The following is a 20,541-nucleotide window of genomic DNA, read 5'->3' as shown; positions in this document are numbered from 1 at the left end:
GCCAGCTCGCAAGCTCAGACGAGGTCGGCGTCGTGCACGAGCAGGGCCACCTGGACCCGGTTGTTGAGGTCGAGTCGGGTCAGCAGCCGGGAGACGTACGCCTTCACCGTCGCCACGCTCATGAACAACTCCCCCGCGATCTCGGCGTTGGTGTAGCCCCTGCCCAGGGCGATGGCGACCTGCCGTTCCCGCTCGCTGAGCGCGGCGAGCAGGCGCAGCGCCCGTTCGCGTCGCGGATCGGGGCCGGGCGGGCCCGGGTTGGCGGCGGTCACGTGGTTGATCAGCGTGCGCGTCACCGACGGGGAGAGCATCGCCTCGCCCCCGGCGACCCGGCGTATCGCGTGCACGATGTCCACCGGCGGGGTGTCCTTGAGCAGGAAACCGGCCGCTCCGGCGCGCAATGCCCGGAGCACCTGCTCGTCGGCGTCGAAGGTGGTCAGCACCAGCACCTCGGGCGGGTTCGGTTGCCCGCGCAGCGCCTCGGTGGCGGCCAGCCCGTCCACCCGGGGCATCCGGATGTCCATCAGCACCACGTCCGGGGCGTACGCGGCGACCGCGGCGGGAACCTCGCCGCCGTCGGCCGCCTCGCCCACCACCCGCAGGTCCGGCAGGCCGCCGAGGATCATCGAGAGCCCCGCCCGGACCAACGCGTCGTCGTCCACGATCAGCACCCGCACCGGCTCCGGCCCCGCCCCGCCGGTCGGACCAGCGTCGTGGGCGCTGGGCACGTCAGGAGAGCCGGGACCGCTGGGCTGTGCGGTCACGCCGGCCACGGCAGCCAGGCCGCCAGTCGGAAGTCGCCGGTGTCGTCCCGCCCGTAGGCGAGCCGGCCGCCGGCCAGGGCGACCCGTTCGCTGATGCCGACCAGGCCGGTGCCCGCGCCCGGGAGCGTGCCGCCGACCGGAGTGCCCACCGGCCATCGATTGGCGATCGCCACGGTCAGCCCGCTGCCCGGACCACCGGTCACGTCCACGGTGACGACCGCGCCGGCCGCGTGCTTACGGGCGTTGGTCAGACCCTCCTGCACGATCCGGTAGGCGGCCCGGCCCAGCGCCGCCGGCACCTCCGCCGGCCGCGCCACACCGTCGCTGACGTTGACCCGCACGCCGGCCGTCCGCGACTCGTCGATCAGGGCCGGAAGGTCGGCGAGGGTGGGCTGGGGCGGCTCGGGCGCGTTGCCGTCGCCGTCGCCGTCGCCCTCGGCCCGGAGCACCCCGATGACCTCCCGCAGGTCCTGCAGGGCCGCGTGGGCGCTGCCCCGGATCACCCCGGCGGCTCGGGCCACCTCGTCGGCGGGCGCGTCGGGGCGGAACTCCAGCGCTCCCGCGTGCAGGCTGAGCAGGGAGATCCGGTGGGCCAGCACGTCGTGCATCTCCCGGGCGATGCGGGTGCGCTCGAGGTGGCGGGCCTGGGCGACCCGCAACTGCTGCTCGGCCTCGGCCCGCTCGGCGCGTTCGCGTAGCGAGACGATCAACTGCCGCCGGGCCCGCACGAACATCCCCCAGGCCAGCACGGCCAGGGTGATCACCGCACCCCAGGACACGGTGAGCCAGTACGGCATGGCCGGATCGGGACGCGCCCAGCTGAAGACCAGGTTGGTGAGCAGGCCGACACCGGTGACCGCCACCGCGACGGCCGTCCGGCGGTGCACCACCACGGTGAAGTACACGATCACCAGCGGGATCGCGGCGGCCATCGAGAACATGCTCAGCGGCAGGGTGGCCAGCGCCAGCCCCAGCGGCCACCGGCGACGCACCCAGAGCAGACCGCAGCAGACCAGCCCGATCAGCGCGTCCACGCCGACCATCCAGTCGTGCGGAAGCGGGACGGCCGCCTCAGGGGTGGGCGAGAGGCTGTCGACGGTGGCGAACAGCACCCAGAGCAGGCTGATCAGGAAGGCCAGGCTGTCCACCACCCAGTCCCGGGTGGTGCGACGCGGACGGGCACGCTCGGGCTCCGCCGGCACCACCAGCTCCCCGGGCAACAGCCAGGGGTGCTCGGGGACGGCGATGCTGGTCACGCGCCCATGCTAGGCAGCTACCGGCCCGGACAACCAGCTACCAAAGTCTCGACCCGGGCGTCGACCAAGGTAGCTGCGGCACCGACCAGCGGCCGCAGCGGATGGCCGGCCGGCGGCGGCAGGCTCGACCGCATGATCACCGTGGAGAACCTGACCAAGCGGTACGGGCCGCACCCGGCGGTGGACGACGTGTCGTTCCAGTGCGAGCCCGGCACCGTCACCGGCTTCCTCGGTCCCAACGGGGCCGGCAAGTCGACCACCATGCGCATGATCTGCGGGCTCACCACACCGACCGCGGGTCGCGCCACCGTCGCCGGGCACCCCTACCGGGAGCTGCCCAACCCGGGACGGGAGGTCGGTGTCCTGCTGGACGCCTCCGCCCAGCACGCGGGCCGCACGGGCCGCGAGGCGTTGACGCTGTCCGCGTACACCCTGGGTTTGAGCAGGCGCGAGGTCGCCGCGAAGCTCGACCTGGTCGGGTTGAACGCGGTGGCGGCGAAGCGTCGGGTACGGGCGTACTCGCTGGGCATGCGTCAGCGGCTCGGCCTGGCGCAGGCGCTGCTCGGCGACCCCCGGGTGTTGATCCTCGACGAGCCGGCGAACGGCCTGGACCCGGAGGGGATCTTCTGGATGCGGGGTCTGCTGCGCGACTTCGCCGACCGGGGCGGCACGGTGCTGCTCTCCTCCCACCTGCTGCGCGAGGTGGAGGCGGTCGCGGACCGGCTGGTGGTGATCGGGGGTGGCCGGATCGTGGCCCAGGGCCGCAAGGACGAGCTGCTGGCCGGCGGCGGCACGGTGGTGCGGGCGCGCGACGACGGGGCATTGCGTCGGGCGCTGGAGGCGGCCGACCTGACCCCCACCGACAGCCCCGACGGCCTGCTCGTGCCGGCGGACGCCGAGACGGTCGGCCAGGCCGCGGCCGACGCCGGCGTCGCGCTGGCCGAGCTGCGCCCGGCCGGCAGCGGCGGCCTCGAACAGCTCTTCCTCACCCTGACCGCCGGCGAATCCACCCGAGAGGCCGTCCGATGACCACCACCACCGCCGCACCCACCGCCGGGGCCGTCGCGCCCCGGCACCATTCCCCGGTACGCCGACCGTCACTGCTCCGGCTCACCGCCGTCGAACTGCGCAAGCTCGTCGACACCCGGGCCGGCCGCTGGCTGCTGATCACCATCGGCCTCGTCGTCGTCGCGGTCGTCACCCTCCTGCTGATCTACGCGGAGGACGCCGAACAGACCTTCGGCACCTTCTTCGTGACCTCGCTGCTGCCCGCCAACGTGCTCCTGCCGGTGCTGGGCATCCTGTCGATCACCAGCGAGTGGTCCCAGCGCACCGCCCTCACCACGTACGCGCTGGTCCCCCGGCGGGAACGGGTGGTGACCGCGAAGCTGATCGCGGTGGTGCTGGCCGCGATCGCCTCCGTGCTGGTCGCCCTCGCCGTCGCCAGCATCGGGACGCTCGTGGCGTCGGCCACGGGCGGTGCGGGCACCTGGCAGGTCGGCGCGACGCTGATCGTCAACGGGGTGATCGTCCAGGTGGCCGTGGTGCTGATGGGTGCCGCCTTCGGTCTGCTGCTGCTCAACCCGCCGTTGGCGATCGTCGGCTACCTGCTGCTGCCGACGCTCTGGTCGGTGCTCGGCGGGATGGTCCGGCCCCTGCGCGGTCCGGCCGGATGGCTGGACACCAGCCGGACCATGGACCCGTTGTTCAGCAGCGATGCGCTCACCGGCGACCAGTGGGGGCGGCTGGCGGTGTCCCTGCTCGTCTGGATGGTCCTTCCGCTGGCCGCCGGCCTGGTCCGGACGCTGCGCCGCGAGGTGTCCTGACCATGGACACGGCCGACTACCGCCCCCGCACGGTCGTCACCGGTGGTCCGCTGGAGCTGGTCGTCCTGTGGGGTGGCTTTCCGCTCCTCGGCGCGGGCGCCGGTTGGCTCCTCGCCGCGTCGACGGGGTGGCTGGCCCGGTTGTCGTGGGTGCCGTTCGGCGACCTCATCAGGTGGTTGGACCGGCTGCCCGAGCCGCAGGCGACCCTCGGCGCGATGGCCGTCGGCGTCCTGGGCGGCCTGGTCGTCGCCGGGGTCGGCACCGCCGAACGGCTGATCGTCACCGTGGACTCCACGCAGGTCCGGCTGCGCCGCGCCGACCAGGTACGCACCGTCGCACGGGCCGACACCCGGGCCGCCTTCCTGGCCGACAAGCACCTGGTGCTGCTCGACGGCGACGGCGCGGAACTCGTCCGGGAGTCGACGGACCTCCCGGCAGCCCACCTGGCGACGGCGTTTCGCGCGCACGGCTGGGCCTGGACGGACGACGACCCGCACCGCTCGGCGTACCGGCTGTGGGTGCCCGACCTGCCGGGGTTGCCGGTCGGCGCGGACGCCCTGCTGCGCGCTCGCGAGCGGGCTAAAGAACGGGACCGCCGCGACGACGTACGGGAGCTGCGCCGCGAACTCGGCCGGCTCGGCGTGGTGCTGCGCGACGAGGGCGGACGCCAGTACTGCCGGACCGTCGCCGGGCGGGCGGGACGGCCGACTTCGACCGGGCGGGAGCCGTAGGGGCGGTAGCGTCAGTCCCAGGAGATTCTGGGAGCGCGCGATGACCGAGCAGCAGCCGTACCGGGTGGTGTCCCGACACCCCGGCTTCGAGCTGCGCCGCTATCCGGCTCACCTGGTGGCCGAGATGCGGATCCAGGCGTCGTTCACCCGGGCGCCGATCGAGGCGTTCCGGCCGCTGGCCGCGTACGTCGGGGGCGCCAACCGGGCCCGACAGCCGGTCGGGTCGGCGCTGCCGGCGACGTCCACGGCCGACGGCGCGACGAAGATCCCGATGACGCTGCCGGTCGTCCAGGTCGAGGGCGAGTGGCCGGGCGCGTACCTGATCCAGTTCGTTCTGCCAGCCACCGTCACCGCCGCGACGGTGCCCGAGCCGGTGGACGCCCGGGTACGGATCCACGAGGTCCCGGCCCAACTGGCGGCGGCGATGCGGTTCTCCGGCCGGTGGACGGAGCGGGCGTTCAGCCAACGGGCCACCATGCTGGGCCGGTCGGTGACGGCCGCCGGGCTGCAGCCCACCGGCGCCATCCGGTACGCGCGTTTCGACCCGCCGTGGAAGCCGTGGTTCCTGCGCCGCAACGAGGTCGTGCTGCCGGTCGTCGAGTGAGCTGAGTGGGCTGCCTACGGTCGTCGGCGCGGGAGCATCCGGTCCGGACGCTCCCGCGCTCACTAAGATCAGCTGACGTACACCGGCGCGCTGGTCGCCGACTGGAAGTCGGTCGATGTGCCGGGATAGACGACACGCCAGTAACCGGCCGTCTTCTTGTAGATCGACGTGGCGAAGTCGTAACTGCCGCCCGCATAGATGGTGGCCGGCGTAGCCCAGGTGCCGTCTTCGCCGGTGGCCGAGAACTGCACCTTCAGTGGCACCGTCCCGGGGGACAACCCACCGGTGAACTCCATCTCACCGCTGAGGGTCACGGTCGTCGCGTTCTCCCGGACCGCCGAGAAGCTCCGGAAGGCCGCCGGCTGGAGCACGGAGATGTTCGTGCTGGCGATCGCGGGGCTGACGAACTCGTCGCTCATCGAGTAACCGACCTGGAGGCGGCCGGACTCGTACGGCGAGGTGGTCAGCGAGTAACGACCGTCCGCGGCCGTGGTGGCAGAGCCGAGGAACGTGCGGCAGTAGTCGGCGCTCATGCAGAGGGAAACCCCCGGCTGCGCACCAGGCACCGGCACCCAACCCTCCGGCGTCCGCCAGGTCAGCTGGCCGCTAACCGTGACGGTCTCATCCTTGAGGATCTTGGGTCGATCCGCCTCGATGGTGATCCGCATCGGCCGCTTGTTGATCGCGATGGTGGTCTCGCCCGACCGCGACGAGCCGTGGAAGAGATGGTCGTTGTCGTAGCTGTAGGCCGCGTACACCATCTCGTCCTTGCGACCGATCGTGACCGTGCCGGTGAAGGAACCATCGGCCCTGGTGGTGACCGCTTCCCAACTAGAGTCGGCGTTCACCGACATGGGGAACCTCCCCAGGGACCTGATCTCGCCGCTGCCCGGCCAGCGACCCTTGAGCCATCCCCGCACTGTCACGTTGCGGTTCTCGTAGGTCACCGTGGTGCGGTTCAGCGTGACGTTGTCGAAGAACGTGACCACCGAGTAGTTCAGGTCGCCGGCATCGGTCTGAGTGACGTGGTGACCGGCCTCGTCGGTGACCTCCACGTCGACCCGGTAGTAACCGAGCTTGTCGAGGATGATCGGGTTGGATCGCCACACCCCGTCACGCTCGGTGCCGGACTGGAGGTAGAAGTCCTCCTGAACGGCGACCTCTGCCCCGGTGTTGTACTCCCGGATGTGCGCACGGACGTCGGTGACGTCGCTGGGCGACGTGATGGACACCAGCAACGTCCCCAGATCGAGGTCGTAGTCGCTGTGCGCGGACGTGACGATCGGAATCTCGTCGGCGTGTGCGGTCGCGGGAAGCCCCACGATCGCGGTCGCTGCGGCGACGGCGACCGCCACAGCAAAACGGGAACGGATCAAAACTGACCTCCAGGAAGGACCGGCGATTCGCTTCGTGGCGGCCGGCAGTGGGAGCCTACCGATCGGGTCCGACAGCTACGTCCACCCCGCTAGGCTGACGTCGTACCCATGTGGACGGAGGAGCCATGACCCGGTACGTCGCCCTGCTGCGCGGGGTCAACGTCGGCAGCACCCGCCTCGCGATGGCCGACCTGCGCCGGATCGTCACCGACCTCGGCCACGACGACGTCACGACGTACCTGCAGAGCGGCAACGTGGTCTTCGGCAGCACGGTGCGCGACGCGGAGAAGCTCGCCGCCGGCATCGAGCGGGCGCTCACCGACGAGCTGGGGCTCACCGTGCCGGTGCTGGTGCGCAGCGGCCGGGAGTTGGCGGCGGTGGCCGGCGGAAACCCGTACGCCGAGATCGACGACGACCCGAAGCGGCTGCTGGTGGCCTTCCTCGCGACCGCTCCGAAGAAGCCGCTTGTCGACGCGCTCACCGTGCCCGGTGGCGAGAACGTGGCGTTCACGGTGACCGGCCGCGAGGTCTTCCTGCACTTTCCCGACGGCGGTTACGGGCGGACGAAGTTCACCAACGCGTACCTGGAGAAGCAGCTCGGCGTGGTGGGCACCACCCGCAACTGGAAGTCGGTGCGCACGCTGGCGGAGATGGCCGCCGGCTGACCGGGCGGGCGTGCGACGCCCGCCCGGGACCGGTCAGAAGTGGTACGCGGTCTCGTACTCGGGGACCAGCACCCGGCTGCGCGGCGAGATCCGACGCACCGCCGCGATCATCTCGTCGAGCCGGGCCCGGTCGGCCGGCGCGACGACCGGCGGGTTCCGCAACGGCGTCTCGAAGTTGTCCCAGTGCACCGGCACCACGACCTTCGGATAGTCCAGACCGGCCAGCAGCCGGGGCAGGTAGTCGGCGGTGGTGGTGGCGCTCTGCATGGCCACCATCGCCACGTCCGGCGTCAGGCCGGTGAGGTTGCGCTCGGCGACGTCGCTGGCCCCGGTGAGGTAGACCGACGGGCCGCCCGCGACCCGCAGCAGGTAGCCCAACGTGTCGCCCTCCGGCAGGTCCGCGATGGTCGCCGGCCGCGCCGGCTGACTCACCCGCACCCCGGGAAAGGCCACCGAGTACGACGCGTTGCGGCTGTGCAGCGAGCCGACCACCTCGACGGTGTGGTCGCCGAAGTCGAGCACCTCCCCGCCCTTCACGGCGCTGAGCTGCGCCGACGGCACCCCGTACGCCAGTCCCAGGTGGTACGCGGTGAGGGTGCCGAACACCCGCGCGCCGGTCCGCCCGGCGATGTACGGCACGTCCATGTAGTGGTCCCAGTGCGTGTGCGTGACCAGCACGGTCGTGGCCTTCTCGACGCGCTGGTCGATCACGTCGGTGCGCACGGTCAACGGGGTGTCCGTCTTGAACGCGCCGGCGAACAGGCCGGTGTCGATCCGGCTGAGGAAGGGGTCGACCAGGATGGTCCGGTCGGCGATGTCGATGCGCCAGCCGGCCGTACCCCACCAGCGGAAGCTGACCGCGCCCTTTGCGCGGGTGGTCGGCGTGGGCGCGGCGGCCGGGGGCGCGGCCTGGGCCGGGGTGGTCGAGGCGGCGAGTCCGCCGGCCGAGACCAGGGCGGTGGTGGCTGCGGCGTCGCGGAGGAAGCGACGGCGGTCGAGGTGGGACATGCGGATCTGCTCCCCGTGTCGGTTGATCGGTCGACCCGAGCCAACCAGCGCCCTCGGGCCCAGGTCCAAGATCGAACGCTGTCGCCTCCGATACGCCAGCGCATATCAGGCCTGCTCGACGGTGCTGTCCCGTCGCTCGACACGGCGAAAAATCAGTCGCCGCGTAACGCCTCAACGGCCGTACGAGCGGCCCGCCCGATGGCCAGGTCCACGTCGATCCGGCGCGGGGCGAGATCCTCGGCGCGGGCGAAGACGGCGATCGCATACCGGCCGCCGTCGGGGTATTCGGCGACTCCGGCCTCCAGGTGCAGTCCGGGCAGGGTGCCGGTCTTGCCGGACACCCGCACGGCGGGCGGGAAACCGGCCGCCAGGCGGGTCCAGAAGAGCTGCCGGGCCATCCAGGCGCGGACCATCGCGCACGCCGATGCCGGCCCGGCCTCGTCCCGCCAGATCAGGGTGAGCAACCGGGTGATGTCCCGCGCCGTACTGGAGGTGGTGCGTTGCGGGTCGAAGACCCGCATGGCCCGAACCTGGTCCGCCGGCAGGGTCGGGAAGATCCGCGCGAACTCTGCCTCGGTACGCGCCCCCACGTCGGCGAGCATCATCTCGACCAGCTCCCGTGGGCCGCCGAGAACGCGGGTTCGGCGAAGGCCCAGCTCGGCGGCGAGCATCGGCAGCAGGTCCGGACCGACCCGGCGCAGCAGCACGTCGGCGGCGGTGTTGTCGCTGACCGACATGGCGAAGTACGCGAGGTCCCGCAACGACACCTCGGCGTCGTCGGCGCAGCCGGCCAGTCCCCACCCGCCGAGCCGGTCGGCGGCGGTGACCAGGACACGTTCGGTCGGGTCGACCTGGCCCGCCTCGACCTGCCGGGCGAACTCCAGCACCAGCAGGATCTTGAAGATCGACGCGATCACCACCTGCTCGTCGGCCCGCAGCCCGACCTCCCGGTCCGCCGCGCCCAGGTCCACGACGTGCAGGCTGCCGGTCACCCCGGCGTCGGCGAAGATGGCCTCGATCCGCTCCCCCACGTCCACCCCGGCACGGTATCCAGTGACACTCCGTCGCTGCCGTAGGGTCCGGCCGTGGACCTGCTCCGACATCTGCGGCACTTCGTGGTGGTCGCCCACGAGCTGCACTACGGGCGGGCGGCCGAGCTGCTCGGAATGGCCCAGCCGCCGTTGAGCCAGTCGATCCAGCGGTTGGAGCGGGAGCTGGCCGTCGAGCTGTTCGACCGTTCCCGCCGCCAGGTGCGGCTCACCACCGCCGGCGGTCTGCTGCTCGCCGAGGCCGAGGAGCTGCTCGCCGGCGAGGGCCGGCTGCGCAACCTCATGGGCCAGGTCCGCGCGGGCGAGCTGGGCGTGCTGCGCGCCGGTGTGCCGCCGGAGACACCGGCGGTGACGCTGCGGGCGCTGCTGGACCAGCTCGCCACCCACGCGCCCGGCCTCGACGTGGAGCTGCACGAACTGACCACCGCCGAGCAGGTGCGGATGCTCAGCGAGCGGAGCCTTGACGTGGGGCTCGTGCACCATCCGGTCGAGGCGGACGGGCTGCGCTTCGGCGCCCCTGTCGACGTACCCCTGGGGGTGTTGCTGCCGCGGACCTCGCCGCTGGCACGCGGGCGGGAGGTGCCGCTCGCCGCGCTCGCCGGCCTGGACCTGGTGACCGCACCCCGGGCCACCGCGCCGGGCTGGCACGACCACCTGCTCGGGGTGTGTCGACAGCACGGGTGGCGGCCGGCGCGGGTGCGGCCGGCGCGCAACCCGGAGTTCCTGTTCGGGTTGGTGCTGGCCGGCGGCGGCGTCGCCGTGGAGCCGGCGACCCTGGCCCGCCGGGAACCACGGATCGCCTGGCGACCGCTCGCCGACGCGGCGCTGACCAAGCGCACGTCGGCGGCCTGGCCGAAGCGGTCGGCGCACCCGGCGGCGGCGATGGTCGGGCAGCTCGCCGCCGAGGTGCTGGCCGCCGCCGAGCCGACGCCACCCACGTCGCCCCCGGGTCCGGCGGCGCGGCCCTGGCCGGTGTTGTTCGACACGACCGGGTGAACCGGACCGCCGTTGCGTCCGTCACTCGTTCCAAGCGTGAATCGTCCATCCGCCCGGGTATGGATGACGGGTAACGAAGACGCGAAGGAGCCGCAGTGGCACTCACGATTCCTGACATCAGCCTGAACGACGGCACCACGATTCCGCAGCTCGGCTTCGGGGTGTTCCAGATCGAGCCGAAGGACACCGCCGCGGCGGTGACCACGGCGCTTGAGGTGGGCTACCGGCACATCGACACCGCCGAGATGTACGGCAACGAAGCCGAGGTGGGCGAGGCCATCCGCACGTCCGGCCTCGACCGCGGCTCGGTGTACGTGACCAGCAAGCTGAACAACGGCTTTCACCGGCCGGACGACGCCCGCAAGGCGTTCGACTCGACGCTGTCGGCGTTGAAGATGGACTACATTGACCTGTTCCTGATCCACTGGCCGTTGCCGACCCTGTACGACGGCGACTACGTCTCGACCTGGAAGGTGTTGGAGGAGTTCCAGCGCGACGGCCGCGCCCGCTCGATCGGCGTGTCGAACTTCCAGGTGGCGCACCTGCGGCGGCTGGCCGACGAGGCGAGCGTGGTGCCGGCGGTCAACCAGATCGAGGCGCACCCGTACTTCACCAACGACGAGGTCCGCGCGTACGGCCGCGAGCACAACATCCTCACCGAGGCGTGGTCGCCGATCGCGCAGGGCAAGGTGCTGGACGACCCGACGGTGGTCGACATCGCCGATCAGGTCGGTCGCACCCCGGCGCAGGTGGTGCTGCGGTGGCACGTGCAGCGCGGCGACATCATCTTCCCGAAGTCGACCACGCCGAAGCGGATCGAGGAGAACACCGGGATCTTCGACTTCGAGCTGGACGACACGGCGATGGAGCGGATCACCGGCCTGGACAAGGGCGAGGCCGGGCGGCAGGGCCCGAACCCGGACACCTTCGCCTACGTGCCCCGCTGACCTGCGCGCGCTGCCCCGGGGCGATGACTCCGGGGCAGCGCGCTGTTCGCGGCCGGGTCAGCCGTCGACGCGCTCGGCAAGCCGGCGGAACACCGCCTGGGTCGGTGTGTCGGGCGTGGCGACGTAGACGATCAGCCGCTGCTCGGTCTCCGGCACCAGCAGCACGCGGCACTCGAACTCCAGCGGCCCCAGCTCGGGATGGGCCACCCGTTTCACGACGGGACGGCGCTCCCCGACCTCGTGCTCGGCCCACAGCCGGGCGAAGTGCGGCGAGGTGCCGAGCAGCTCGGTGACCAGCTCGCGGATCGCCGGGTCGGCCGGGAAGCGGCCGTAGGCCGCCCGCAGGTCCGCCACCGTGGTGTGCACGAACCGTCGCGCGTCGGCATCGGACCAGTGCGCGTCGGTCATCGGCTGCCGGAAGGTCCAGCGGATCATGTTGCGCTCGGCGTGCGGCACGGCCGCGAGATCCCCCACGAAGTGCGTGGCCAGCCGGTTCCAGGCCAGCACGTGGTACGCGGCGTCGACGAGGTACGCCGGAGTCTCGGTCATGGCGTCGAGCAGGTGCCGCAGCCCAGGCGGCACCTCGCGGCTCGGGCCGACGGCCGACGGCGGGTTCTCCCCCGCGATCCGGAACAGGTACTCCCGCTCGTCGCGGTTCAGCAGCAGCGCCCGCGCCAGAGCGGCGAGCACCTGCCGGGACGGGTGCGGGCCCCGGCCCTGCTCCAACCGGATGTAGTAGTCGATCGACATGCCCGCGAGCTGGGCGACCTCCTGCCGACGCAGTCCGGGCGTACGCCGCCGTACCCCGTCGGGGAGGCCGACCTCGGCGGGCCGCAGGCGGGCGCGGCGGGCGCGCAGGAACGCCGCCAGTTCGTCACGTCGCAGGCCGCTGCTCGTCATGTCCCCAGGATGCCCCGGGAGGCATCGATCAGGGTGGTACCGCCGGTCCCAGCCTCGCGGCGTCTCTCCCCACCGGCCGTCGTCGGGCACAGGCTCGACGGCATGACGAACATGATCGCCCTGGTCACCGGGGCCAACAAGGGAATCGGCCTCGCCACCGCCCGTCAGCTCGGCGGCCTCGGGATGACCGTGCTGCTCGGCGCGCGGGACGCCGAGCGGGGCCGCGCCGCGGAGCGGGAGCTGCGCGACGGCGGCACGGACGCGGTGTTCGTGCCGCTGGACGTCACCGACGCGACGTCGGTGGCCGCCGCCGCGAAATTCGTCGAAGCCGAGTACGACCGGCTCGACGTGCTGGTCAACAACGCCGGCATCGTGCTCGCCGACGGTACGCGGGGGCTGCCCAGCGAGACGACCGTGGCGACGATGCGCCGGCTGTACGAGACGAACGTCTTCGGCCCGGTGGCGGTCACCAACGCGCTGCTCCCGCTGCTGCGCCGGGCACCGGCGGCGCGGATCGTCAACGTCTCCAGCGAGGTCGGCTCGATCGCGGTGATGACCGACCCGGACGGCGCGCTGTTCGAGTTGACCTCCGTGCCGTACCCGTCGTCGAAGGCGGCGCTGAACATGCTCACCGCCATGTACGCCAAGGAACTTCGGGATACCCCGATCAAGGTGAACGCGGCGAACCCCGGCTACTGCGCCACCGACCTGAACGGCAACAGCGGCTTCCGTACGCCCGAGCAGGGCGCCGAGGTGAGCGTGCACCTGGCGACCCTGCCGGCGGACGGGCCGAGCGGTCTGCTCTGGGGCTTCCAGATGGACGCCGGCGGTGGGTACGGCGTCCTCCCCTGGTGAGACGGACGCTTGACCTGGAGCGCACTCCAGGTAGCAGGGTGGTCTTCGGGCGCCCGCCGGCAGGACGCCCGGAAGGAGATCCCATGCGGTACCGCACGATCGGCACCGACCCGGCGACCCGACGCGAGGTCAGCGTGCTCAGCCTCGGGGCCATGCTGTTCGGCAGCACCACCGACGAGGCCACCTCGTACGCGATCCTCGACCGGTACGTCGAGGCGGGCGGCACCTTCATCGACACCTCGGACAACTACGCGTTCTGGGTCGACGGCTCACAGGGCGGCCAGAGTGAGGAGCTGCTCGGGCGGTGGCGGCGCAGCCGGGGCATCGGCGCCGAGATCGTCATCGCCACCAAGCTCGGCGCCCGTCCGTTGGCCCCCGGCACCAGCTACCTGGACAACGCCGAGGGCCTGTCGGCGAAGGTGATCCGCGAGTCGGCGGAGCGCAGCCGCGACCAGCTCGGCGTGGAACGGCTGGACCTGCTCTACGCACACATCGAGGACCGGACGGTGCCGCTCGCCGAGACCGTGGAGGGCTTCGCCGAGCTGGTCGCCGAGGGCACGGTCGGCCTGTTGGGCGCGAGCAACCACCGCGCCTGGCGGGTGGAGCGCGCCCGCGCGCTCGCCGCGGCCGCCGGCCTCCCGGGGTACGAGGTGCTCCAGTACCGCCGCAGCTACCTGCTGAACCGCACCGACCTGGTCAGCGAGCTGGACCCGGACGGCGATCCGGGCGGCGTCGGCCCGGACCTGCTCAGCTACCTGCGCGCCGAGCCGGAGCTGACCCTGGTGGCGTACTCGCCGCTGCTCAGGGGGGCGTACAGCCGGGCGGACACGCCGCTGGGCGCCGCGTACGACCTGCCGAGCGCGCCCCGGCGACTGGCCGCCCTGCGGGAGGTCGCCGGACAGACCGGCGCGACGGTGAACCAGGTGGTGCTCGCCTGGCTGCTGGGCGGCGACCTGCCGACGATTCCGCTGGTGGGGGCCTCCTCGGTGGCCCAACTCGAGGAAAGCCTGGCCGCCGTGGAGCTGGAGTTGACCGCCGAGCAGCGGCAGCGTCTCGACACCACCTGGTGACCTGCGACGGCCGTCCCGCCGACTCACCCGTCGGCCGGCGGGGCGGTCAGGTCGAACTGCCAGTCATTGGCCCGCATCAGGTGCCCGGGCGGATACTCGAAATTCGTCTCACCCAGCAGCGTGAAGCCCGCCTTGCGGCAGACCGCGTTCGAGGCGGGGTTGTCGACAGACGGGTAGGCGTGCGCGTGACGCCGGTCCCGTCGGGCGCGCGCCACGTCGAGAGCCGCCCGCACCGCGGCGGTGGCCAGCCCCTGCCCCCGGTACGCGGGCAGCACCGCCCAGCCCAACTCGTACACCGGTTGGTCGCGCCACTCGCGACGCCAGTAGCCGACGCTGCCCGCCCGCGTGCCGTCCGGCAGCACCACCGTGAACATGCACCCCTGCCCACCCTCGGCGAAGTGCACATACCGGTTGTGCCGGGCGAGCACCTGCTCGTCGGTCTCCGGGCCGCCGGTGTGTCGGCGCGTGTCCGGTGAGTTGAGCTGCCGCAGCAGCTCGAGATCATCCTCGTGCCACGGCTCGATGCGTACCTGCGTCATCCCGTCCCCTCGTCGACTCCAGTCAAGCCGGTCCCACCGACATTCCGACCCGGAACGGCACTCGCTAGTTCCGATCTAGCGGGCCGGCGGTCGCCACCTCGCGCCTGTAGGACGGCGGGGTCGTTGGTCACACCGACCACGACGTCGCCGGCCATCGGACGAGAGGTAGAAATGATGAACAGACGCGCCACCGGCCTGGCCATCGAGGCCGAAGGGCTCACCCGCACGTTCGGGGAGACCCGGGCGCTGGCCGGCATGGACCTGCGGGTGCCCGCCGGCACCGTCTACGGCCTGCTCGGCCCGAACGGGGCGGGTAAGACCACGGCGGTCCGGGTGCTGGCGACGCTACTGCGCCCGGACGGCGGCACGGCGCGGGTCTTCGGGCACGACGTGGTCGCCGAGGCCGACAAGGTTCGCAGCCGGGTCAGCCTCACCGGCCAGTACGCCTCGGTCGACGAGGACCTCACCGGCACCGAGAACCTGGTGCTGCTGGCCCGCCTGCTGGGCCTGCGCAAGCCGGAAGCCCGCGACCGCGCGGCGGCGCTGCTGGCCGCGTTCGGTCTGACCGAGGCGAGCGACCGCCAGGTCAAGAAGTACTCGGGCGGCATGCGACGGCGCATCGACATCGCCGCGAGCATCCTGAACACTCCCGACCTGCTCTTCCTCGACGAGCCGACGACGGGCCTCGACCCGCGCAGCCGCAACCAGGTGTGGGAGATCGTCCGGGCCGTGGTGTCGCACGGTACGACCGTGCTGCTGACCACGCAGTACCTCGACGAGGCCGACCAGCTCGCCGGGCGGATCGCGGTCGTCGACCACGGCCGGGTGATCGCGGAGGGCACGCCGGGCGAACTGAAGTCGTCGGTCGGCTCCGGCACCGTCCACCTGCGACTGCGCGATCCCGGCCAGCGGCCCCAGGCCGAGCAGGTGCTCCGGGAGGCGCTGAACGTGCCGGTGCAGCTCGCCGCCGATCCGGTGGCCCTGACCGCCCGCGTCGGCGAGGCCGGCACCGACCTGGACGCCAGCGCGCAGGCGGCGCGTGCGCTCGGTGACCTGGCCCGCGCCGGCATCGTCGTCGACGACTTCTCCCTCGGCCAGCCCAGCCTGGACGAGGTCTTCCTGGCCCTGACCGACCATCCGGCCGTGTCGGCCGACGAGCGCGACGACGAGCTGGAGGCAGCCCGATGAGTGACACGACCACGACCGCCGGCACGGCCGAGCGGGCGCCGTCGGTCTACGTACCGTCCGCCGAGGCGCTGGCGACCGTCCTCGCGCCGGGCGCCCGACCGGCCCGGCCGAGCGCGTTGGGCGCGTCGCTCACCTTCGGCTGGCGGGCCCTGCTGAAGATCAAGCACGTGCCGGAGCAGCTCTTCGACGTGACCGCGTTCCCGATCATCATGGTGCTGATGTTCACGTACCTGTTCGGTGGCGCTCTCGCCGACAGCCCGCGTGACTACCTGCAGTTCTTCCTGCCCGGCATCATGGTGACCAGCGTCGTGATGATCACCATGTACACCGGGGTCGGCCTCAACACCGACATCGAGAAGGGCATCTTCGACCGCTTCCGGACGCTGCCCGTCTGGCGGCCCGCCGCGCTGGTCGGCATGATCTTCGGCGATGTGCTGCGCTACATCCTCGCCGCCCTGGTCATCCTCGGTGTCGGGCTGGCGCTCGGCTTCCGGCCCGCCGGCGGCGTCGCCGGGGTGGCCGCCGGGATCGGGCTGCTGGTGGTCTTCTCGTTCGCGTTCTCCTGGGTGTGGACGTTCTTCGGGCTGATCCTGCGCAGCGAGAAATCGGTGATGGGGGTCAGCATGATGGTGCTGTTCCCGCTGACGTTCCTCAGCAACGTCTTCGTCGAGCCGAGCACCATGCCCGGCTGGCTCCAGGCGTTCGTGAAGGTCAACCCGGTGACGCAGCTGGTGGCCGCGGTACGCGCCGTCATGTCCGGCCACTCGGACGCCTCCGCCACCATGTGGCTCCTGGTGTGGAGCGCCGGCTTCGTCATCGTCTTCGGCACCCTGACGATGCACCGCTACAACCGCCGCTAACCCCCACCCCCCACCTACCACCCCCGCCCCGCCCACCCCCGCGCCACCGCTCCCCGCCCCTCCACCCCCACACCCGCGCCGCCGCCCCACACCCGCGCCGCCGCTCCCCCACCCCCACACCCGCGCCGCCGCCCCACACCCGCGCCGCCGCTCCCCGCCCCCACACCCGGGCCGCCGATCATGAAGTTGTGGTGGGTGACAAAGCGGCCTGTAAATGCTCAAACCAGGCACCACAACTCCATGATCGACAGGACCTGATGGCGACTTCCCCGCGATCTTGCATTTTCTGTGGCGACAAAAGCCACGAGAGCACCCAGATCCACAACCGAAAGTGCAAGATCGCGGCGCGGGCAAGGCGTGGGCGGGGCGTGGGCGGCGCGGGCAAGATCGCGGGCGCGGGCGTGGGCGGGGCGCGGGCGGGGCGCGGGCGTGGGCGGGGGCGTGGGCGGGGGGCGGGGGGCGGGGGGCGGGGGTTAGAGGTGCCAGGGTGGGAGGGTTTGTGGGAGGTAGCGGCAGGTGGCGCCGGTGGAGACCGAATCGCGCAGATGAGTGGCGAGCGTGGGATGGCGTTCGTCGAGCTTGCGCAGGGTGTCGCGGATTCGCGCGGTGACAGTCTTGCGGGCCCGTTCGGCCTCGTCGCCCAGCCGTCTACTCCGGCCGGCCAATCCCGCCGCGGCGCGCAGCTCCTCGAGCAGCGCGCCGCGTTCGGCGTCCAGCGCGGACACCTTCGCCGTGTCGTCGCGGGCAACGGCCCGGTCGATCTCGTCGTCGAGGCGGGTCAGGTGCCGCCGGTAGCGGGCCTTCGCCTCGTCGTCGAGGACCGGGTCGCCGCCCATCCGACGGGCGGCCACCAGCACCGGCCCGGCGGCGGGGTCGAGCAGTTCCACCGCCGGGACGTCGCCGCCGGGGCGGCTCAACAGCAGGTGCAGGTCGTGTAGGCCCTTGGCGTCGGGCAGGTGCGCCACCACGCCCGCGTAGGCGAGCCGCCAGACCGGCCCGTCGCGTCGAAACGCGTACCCCTCGATCGTCGGGTCGGGCGGCGTCACCTGACGCCGGCCGACGGCCGGGCCGCCCCCGACGACCTGGTCGCCCTCGCCTGCGTGGCCTCTCCCGCCGGCCTGGCCGGCGAGCGCGACATCGCCCAGCACGCTGCCCTCGGCCCACCCAACGGCGGGCCCCGAAACGGCGTGGCCCGACACGGCGGGCCCCGACACGGCGTGAGCCAGCCCGCCTTGGTCCGGCTCGGCGTGGGTTGGGTCCGGGTCGGCGAGCCGGAGGAGCACCTGCCTCATGCCGAGGGCGGCGGCGTCCCGGACGGTGCTCGCGCGCAACTGGGCAACCGTGGCGGCGTCGCCCGGCTGGTCGCGGCCGGCGAGGGCGTTCACCAGCCCCGCGCGGGCGATGAGCGACCAGGGTCGGGAGCCCATCCGGTCGGCGGCGTCACGGGCCGCCGTGAATCCGGTGACCGCGTCGTCCCAACGCTCCTGCGCGGCGTCGACCACGGCGAGCCAGTGGTCGATGGGCCCGCTGATGTCGCAGCCGAACAGCCCCACCGCCCACTGCCCACGGTGCGGAACCAGCGCGGCCCGCGCGTCGTCGCAGCGCCGTGGATCGCGGGACGCGGCGGCGGCCTGGGCGCGCAGCCGCAGCCACAGCGGCGACACCGGACGCGGGTAGTGGATGCCGGCCGCCTCGATGCCGGCGGTCAACCGCACCGCCTGCTCGTCGTCGCCACGCTCGGCCGCCGTGATGGCCGACAGCAGCTCCCGGTACGGGTAGTCGGTCGGCGCCCACTCGTGCAGCAGCGTGTCGATCTCGTCGAAGCGCCCCTGCAACAGCAGCCGGGCCCAGCGCAGGTGGTGGCCCATGAAGGCGAACTCGGCATGCCCCGGGTCGGACAGGTCGACGATGACGCGAAATCGCTCGTCCGCTTCGGCGAAGTCGCCCCGGAACGCCGCGATGATCCCGCCGTCGACGGCCGCCGCCATCCGGGGACGGGCCAACTCGCCGTGCTGACCCACGGTGACGAAGGCGGTGAACTCCTCCATGAAGCGCGGGTCGCCCAGTTCCAGCAACGCCACCCAGCGCAGCGAGGTGGCCCACAGCTCGGTCTCCCGGTCGCCCGAGCGGCGGGCCACGTCCCGGATCTCGGCGGTGAGTGCGGCCCGTGCCGCCGCGGTGCCCAGCCCCCAGGTGGTGTCGTGGCGGGCCCACAGGCTGAAGGTGAGCGCCTCGTCGTCGCGACCACGACGGGCGATGGTCTCCGTCGCGGTGATCAGGTCCGCCACCAGCGCGCCCGTCGACGCGGTGGGGGCGGGCTCGCCGATCAACCGCTGGTACGCCTCGCGCACCAGGTCCGTCGTGTCAACGGCGATGGTGGTGTCCACCTGCCGGGCGCGGTGCACGGTGAGCGCGACGCGGGCCAGTGGCACCGGGTCGTCGAGCGTACGGGCGAGCGTCGCGGCTTCGGCCAACAGGCGTGCGGCCTCGGATCGGCCGGCGTGGTGGTACTGCACCTCGCCGAAGTCGACGAGCAGGCGAATCCGCTGCGCGGGGTCCTCGACGATCTCCAGTGCCCGGCGGAAGTGCACCCCCGCCTCGTCGGCGGCGAGCCGGGCGAACGCGTCCCGCCCGGCGGCGACCAGCAGCTCGCCGGCCCGGGTCCGGTCCAGCGCCGCGCCGGCCAGGTAGGCGTGGCGGGCCAGATCCGCCGGGATGAGCCGGTCGGTGAGCGCGGTCGGCGGATCCACCGCCCGGACCACCGCGGCGTGGCGGGCCTGCCGGTCGTCGGTGGTGAGCCCGTCGTACAGGGTCTCGCGGACCAGGTCGTGGGCGAAGGTGAACCGGCCGGCACCCCGGGCGGCCACGAGCCGGGCGGTCACCGCGTCGTCGAGCAGCCGGTCGACAGACGCCACCGGTATCGCCGCGCTGGCCGCCAGGACCTGCCGGTGGAACTCACGCCCCAGCACGGCGGCGACGGTCAGCGCCTCGACCACCGGGGCGGGCAGCCGGGCGAGCCGCTGTCGCACCGCTTCCCGTACGCCGGGCGGGATCGTGCCGGTGGTGCCGTCGGCGTGCCACAGCCGCGCGGTCTCCTCGACGAAGAACGGGTTGCCGCCGGTGCGGCGGTGCACCTCGTCCGCCAGGTCGGGGGCGGGCTCCCGACCGGCGGTACGCGCCATCAACGCGGCCACCTCGTCGCGGGCGAGACCGGTGAGGGTGATCGTGGTGGCCTTGGCGACCAGCGGCATCAGCAGCGGGCGCAACGGGTGCTCGCCCGCCTCGACCTCCGCGTCGCGGTACGTGCCGATCAGCAACAGCCGCTCGAACCAGGTGTGCTGGGCGGCGAACGCCAGCAGCCGCAGCGAGGCCGGGTCGGCCCAGTGCAGGTCGTCGAGGACGACCACCACCGGCCGGTGCGCCGAGACCGCGACCAGCGCGGCGGTCACCGCGTCGTACAGGGCGAACGCCTCCTGCTCGGCGACGTGGCTGCCGTCGTCCGAGCCGGCCCAGGCGGCGGCGAGGCTGGGCACGTCACCGGTGCCGGTCTCACCGAGCAGGGCGGCCAGGGCCGGCTCGGCGTCCGGTCGGGCGAGCGCCCAGTCGTCGGCGGAGCGGCGCAGGGCGCGCAGGACCTGCACCCACGGCCAGTAGCCGGGGGCGCTGTCGGAATCCCAGCAGGCCGCGCCGAGCACGAGCGCGCCGCGCCGGCGGGCCTCCCGCGCCACAGACGTGACGAGGGTGGTCTTGCCGATGCCGGGCTCGCCGGTGACCAGGACGAGACCACCGTGGCTCGTGGCGGCCCGATCCAACTCGGCGCGCAGCAGACCCGCGGGGTGATCCCGCCCGATGATGGCGTCGCCGACGCGCGCGTCCATGGTTCCCAGACGGTACTGGACCCCACCGA

General features: G+C 72.8%; 19 protein-coding genes. 11 read left to right on the top strand and 8 right to left on the bottom strand.

Annotated elements, in window-relative coordinates; translation table 11 throughout:
- Window positions 1-14: 14 nt before the first annotated feature.
- Together AB0B55_RS20520 and AB0B55_RS20515 are read right to left on the bottom strand one after the other, a co-directional pair.
- Window positions 15-728 carry a response regulator transcription factor gene (locus AB0B55_RS20520; RefSeq protein WP_357128038.1) on the bottom strand — a complete coding sequence of 238 codons (714 nt, stop codon included), beginning with the start codon at window positions 726-728 and terminating at the stop codon, window positions 15-17.
- A gap of 32 nt (window positions 729-760) precedes the next feature.
- Entirely contained in the window at window positions 761-2,020 is a 1,260-nt protein-coding gene (locus AB0B55_RS20515) for a histidine kinase (RefSeq protein WP_357172977.1), read from the bottom strand.
- 132 nt (window positions 2,021-2,152) lie between these two features.
- Between AB0B55_RS20515 and AB0B55_RS20510 the strand changes: the two genes are divergently transcribed.
- The 4 genes from AB0B55_RS20510 to AB0B55_RS20495 are packed head-to-tail and all read left to right on the top strand — an operon-like array spanning window position 2,153 to window position 5,181.
- Window positions 2,153-3,049, top strand: a complete 897-nt coding sequence (locus tag AB0B55_RS20510; RefSeq protein WP_357127781.1) for an ATP-binding cassette domain-containing protein — start codon at window positions 2,153-2,155, stop codon at window positions 3,047-3,049.
- Window positions 3,046-3,846, top strand: a complete 801-nt coding sequence (locus AB0B55_RS20505; RefSeq protein WP_357172974.1) for an ABC transporter permease — start codon at window positions 3,046-3,048, stop codon at window positions 3,844-3,846. Before AB0B55_RS20510 ends, AB0B55_RS20505 begins: the two co-directional genes overlap by 4 nt.
- A gap of 2 nt (window positions 3,847-3,848) precedes the next feature.
- Window positions 3,849-4,577 (top strand): hypothetical protein, encoded by a 729-nt coding sequence (locus tag AB0B55_RS20500; RefSeq protein WP_357172971.1) that lies wholly within the window; start codon window positions 3,849-3,851, stop codon window positions 4,575-4,577.
- Window positions 4,578-4,617: 40 nt separating this feature from the next.
- Window positions 4,618-5,181, top strand: coding sequence for a heme-binding protein (locus AB0B55_RS20495; RefSeq protein WP_357172968.1), 564 nt, complete (start codon window positions 4,618-4,620; stop codon window positions 5,179-5,181).
- Window positions 5,182-5,249: 68 nt separating this feature from the next.
- Here AB0B55_RS20495 and AB0B55_RS20490 read toward each other — a convergent pair whose 3' ends face one another.
- Window positions 5,250-6,536: a hypothetical protein gene (locus AB0B55_RS20490; RefSeq protein WP_357172965.1), complete on the bottom strand. Its 1,287-nt coding sequence runs from the start codon at window positions 6,534-6,536 to the stop codon at window positions 5,250-5,252.
- 146 nt (window positions 6,537-6,682) lie between these two features.
- Here AB0B55_RS20490 and AB0B55_RS20485 point away from each other — a divergent pair, with 146 nt between their 5' ends.
- A complete protein-coding gene (locus tag AB0B55_RS20485; RefSeq protein WP_357172962.1) occupies window positions 6,683-7,222 on the top strand; it encodes a DUF1697 domain-containing protein in 540 nt (179 codons plus the stop codon).
- A gap of 33 nt (window positions 7,223-7,255) precedes the next feature.
- On the opposite strand, the gene AB0B55_RS20480 is transcribed toward AB0B55_RS20485, so the two are convergent.
- Window positions 7,256-8,230 carry an MBL fold metallo-hydrolase gene (locus tag AB0B55_RS20480; protein WP_357172959.1) on the bottom strand — a complete coding sequence of 325 codons (975 nt, stop codon included), beginning with the start codon at window positions 8,228-8,230 and terminating at the stop codon, window positions 7,256-7,258.
- Between the two features lie 152 nt (window positions 8,231-8,382).
- Window positions 8,383-9,267, bottom strand: coding sequence for a serine hydrolase (locus AB0B55_RS20475; protein ID WP_357127802.1), 885 nt, complete (start codon window positions 9,265-9,267; stop codon window positions 8,383-8,385).
- Between the two features lie 48 nt (window positions 9,268-9,315).
- On the opposite strand from AB0B55_RS20475, the gene AB0B55_RS20470 reads away from it, so the two are divergent.
- On the top strand, window positions 9,316-10,275 hold the full coding sequence (locus tag AB0B55_RS20470) for a LysR family transcriptional regulator (RefSeq protein ID WP_357172956.1): 960 nt from the start codon (window positions 9,316-9,318) through the stop codon (window positions 10,273-10,275).
- Window positions 10,276-10,370: 95 nt separating this feature from the next.
- Entirely contained in the window at window positions 10,371-11,222 is an 852-nt protein-coding gene (locus AB0B55_RS20465; protein ID WP_357172954.1) for an aldo/keto reductase, read from the top strand.
- Window positions 11,223-11,279: 57 nt separating this feature from the next.
- Here the strand turns inward: AB0B55_RS20465 and AB0B55_RS20460 are convergent, their stop codons facing one another.
- On the bottom strand, window positions 11,280-12,122 hold the full coding sequence (locus AB0B55_RS20460; protein ID WP_357127811.1) for a helix-turn-helix transcriptional regulator: 843 nt from the start codon (window positions 12,120-12,122) through the stop codon (window positions 11,280-11,282).
- Window positions 12,123-12,224: 102 nt separating this feature from the next.
- Between AB0B55_RS20460 and AB0B55_RS20455 the strand changes: the two genes are divergently transcribed.
- Window positions 12,225-12,977, top strand: a complete 753-nt coding sequence (locus AB0B55_RS20455; protein WP_357127814.1) for an SDR family oxidoreductase — start codon at window positions 12,225-12,227, stop codon at window positions 12,975-12,977.
- Window positions 12,978-13,060: 83 nt separating this feature from the next.
- Window positions 13,061-14,047 carry an aldo/keto reductase gene (locus AB0B55_RS20450; RefSeq protein ID WP_357127817.1) on the top strand — a complete coding sequence of 329 codons (987 nt, stop codon included), beginning with the start codon at window positions 13,061-13,063 and terminating at the stop codon, window positions 14,045-14,047.
- A gap of 23 nt (window positions 14,048-14,070) precedes the next feature.
- Here the strand turns inward: AB0B55_RS20450 and AB0B55_RS20445 are convergent, their stop codons facing one another.
- Window positions 14,071-14,586, bottom strand: a complete 516-nt coding sequence (locus AB0B55_RS20445) for a GNAT family N-acetyltransferase (RefSeq protein WP_357127820.1) — start codon at window positions 14,584-14,586, stop codon at window positions 14,071-14,073.
- A gap of 174 nt (window positions 14,587-14,760) precedes the next feature.
- Here AB0B55_RS20445 and AB0B55_RS20440 point away from each other — a divergent pair, with 174 nt between their 5' ends.
- On the top strand, window positions 14,761-15,774 hold the full coding sequence (locus AB0B55_RS20440; protein ID WP_357127823.1) for an ATP-binding cassette domain-containing protein: 1,014 nt from the start codon (window positions 14,761-14,763) through the stop codon (window positions 15,772-15,774).
- Entirely contained in the window at window positions 15,771-16,634 is an 864-nt protein-coding gene (locus AB0B55_RS20435) for an ABC transporter permease (RefSeq protein ID WP_357172951.1), read from the top strand. The genes AB0B55_RS20440 and AB0B55_RS20435 overlap by 4 nt, the downstream gene beginning before the upstream one ends.
- A gap of 473 nt (window positions 16,635-17,107) precedes the next feature.
- On the opposite strand, the gene AB0B55_RS20430 is transcribed toward AB0B55_RS20435, so the two are convergent.
- Window positions 17,108-20,512 carry an AAA family ATPase gene (locus AB0B55_RS20430; protein WP_357172948.1) on the bottom strand — a complete coding sequence of 1,135 codons (3,405 nt, stop codon included), beginning with the start codon at window positions 20,510-20,512 and terminating at the stop codon, window positions 17,108-17,110.
- Window positions 20,513-20,541: the final 29 nt, after the last annotated feature.

The sequence above is a fragment of the Micromonospora sp. NPDC049107 genome (assembly GCF_040648595.1).
GTDB lineage: Bacteria > Actinomycetota > Actinomycetes > Mycobacteriales > Micromonosporaceae > Micromonospora.
The sequence above is the reverse complement of the archived record's forward strand: the minus strand, read 5'-3'. Positions and strand labels throughout refer to the sequence as shown.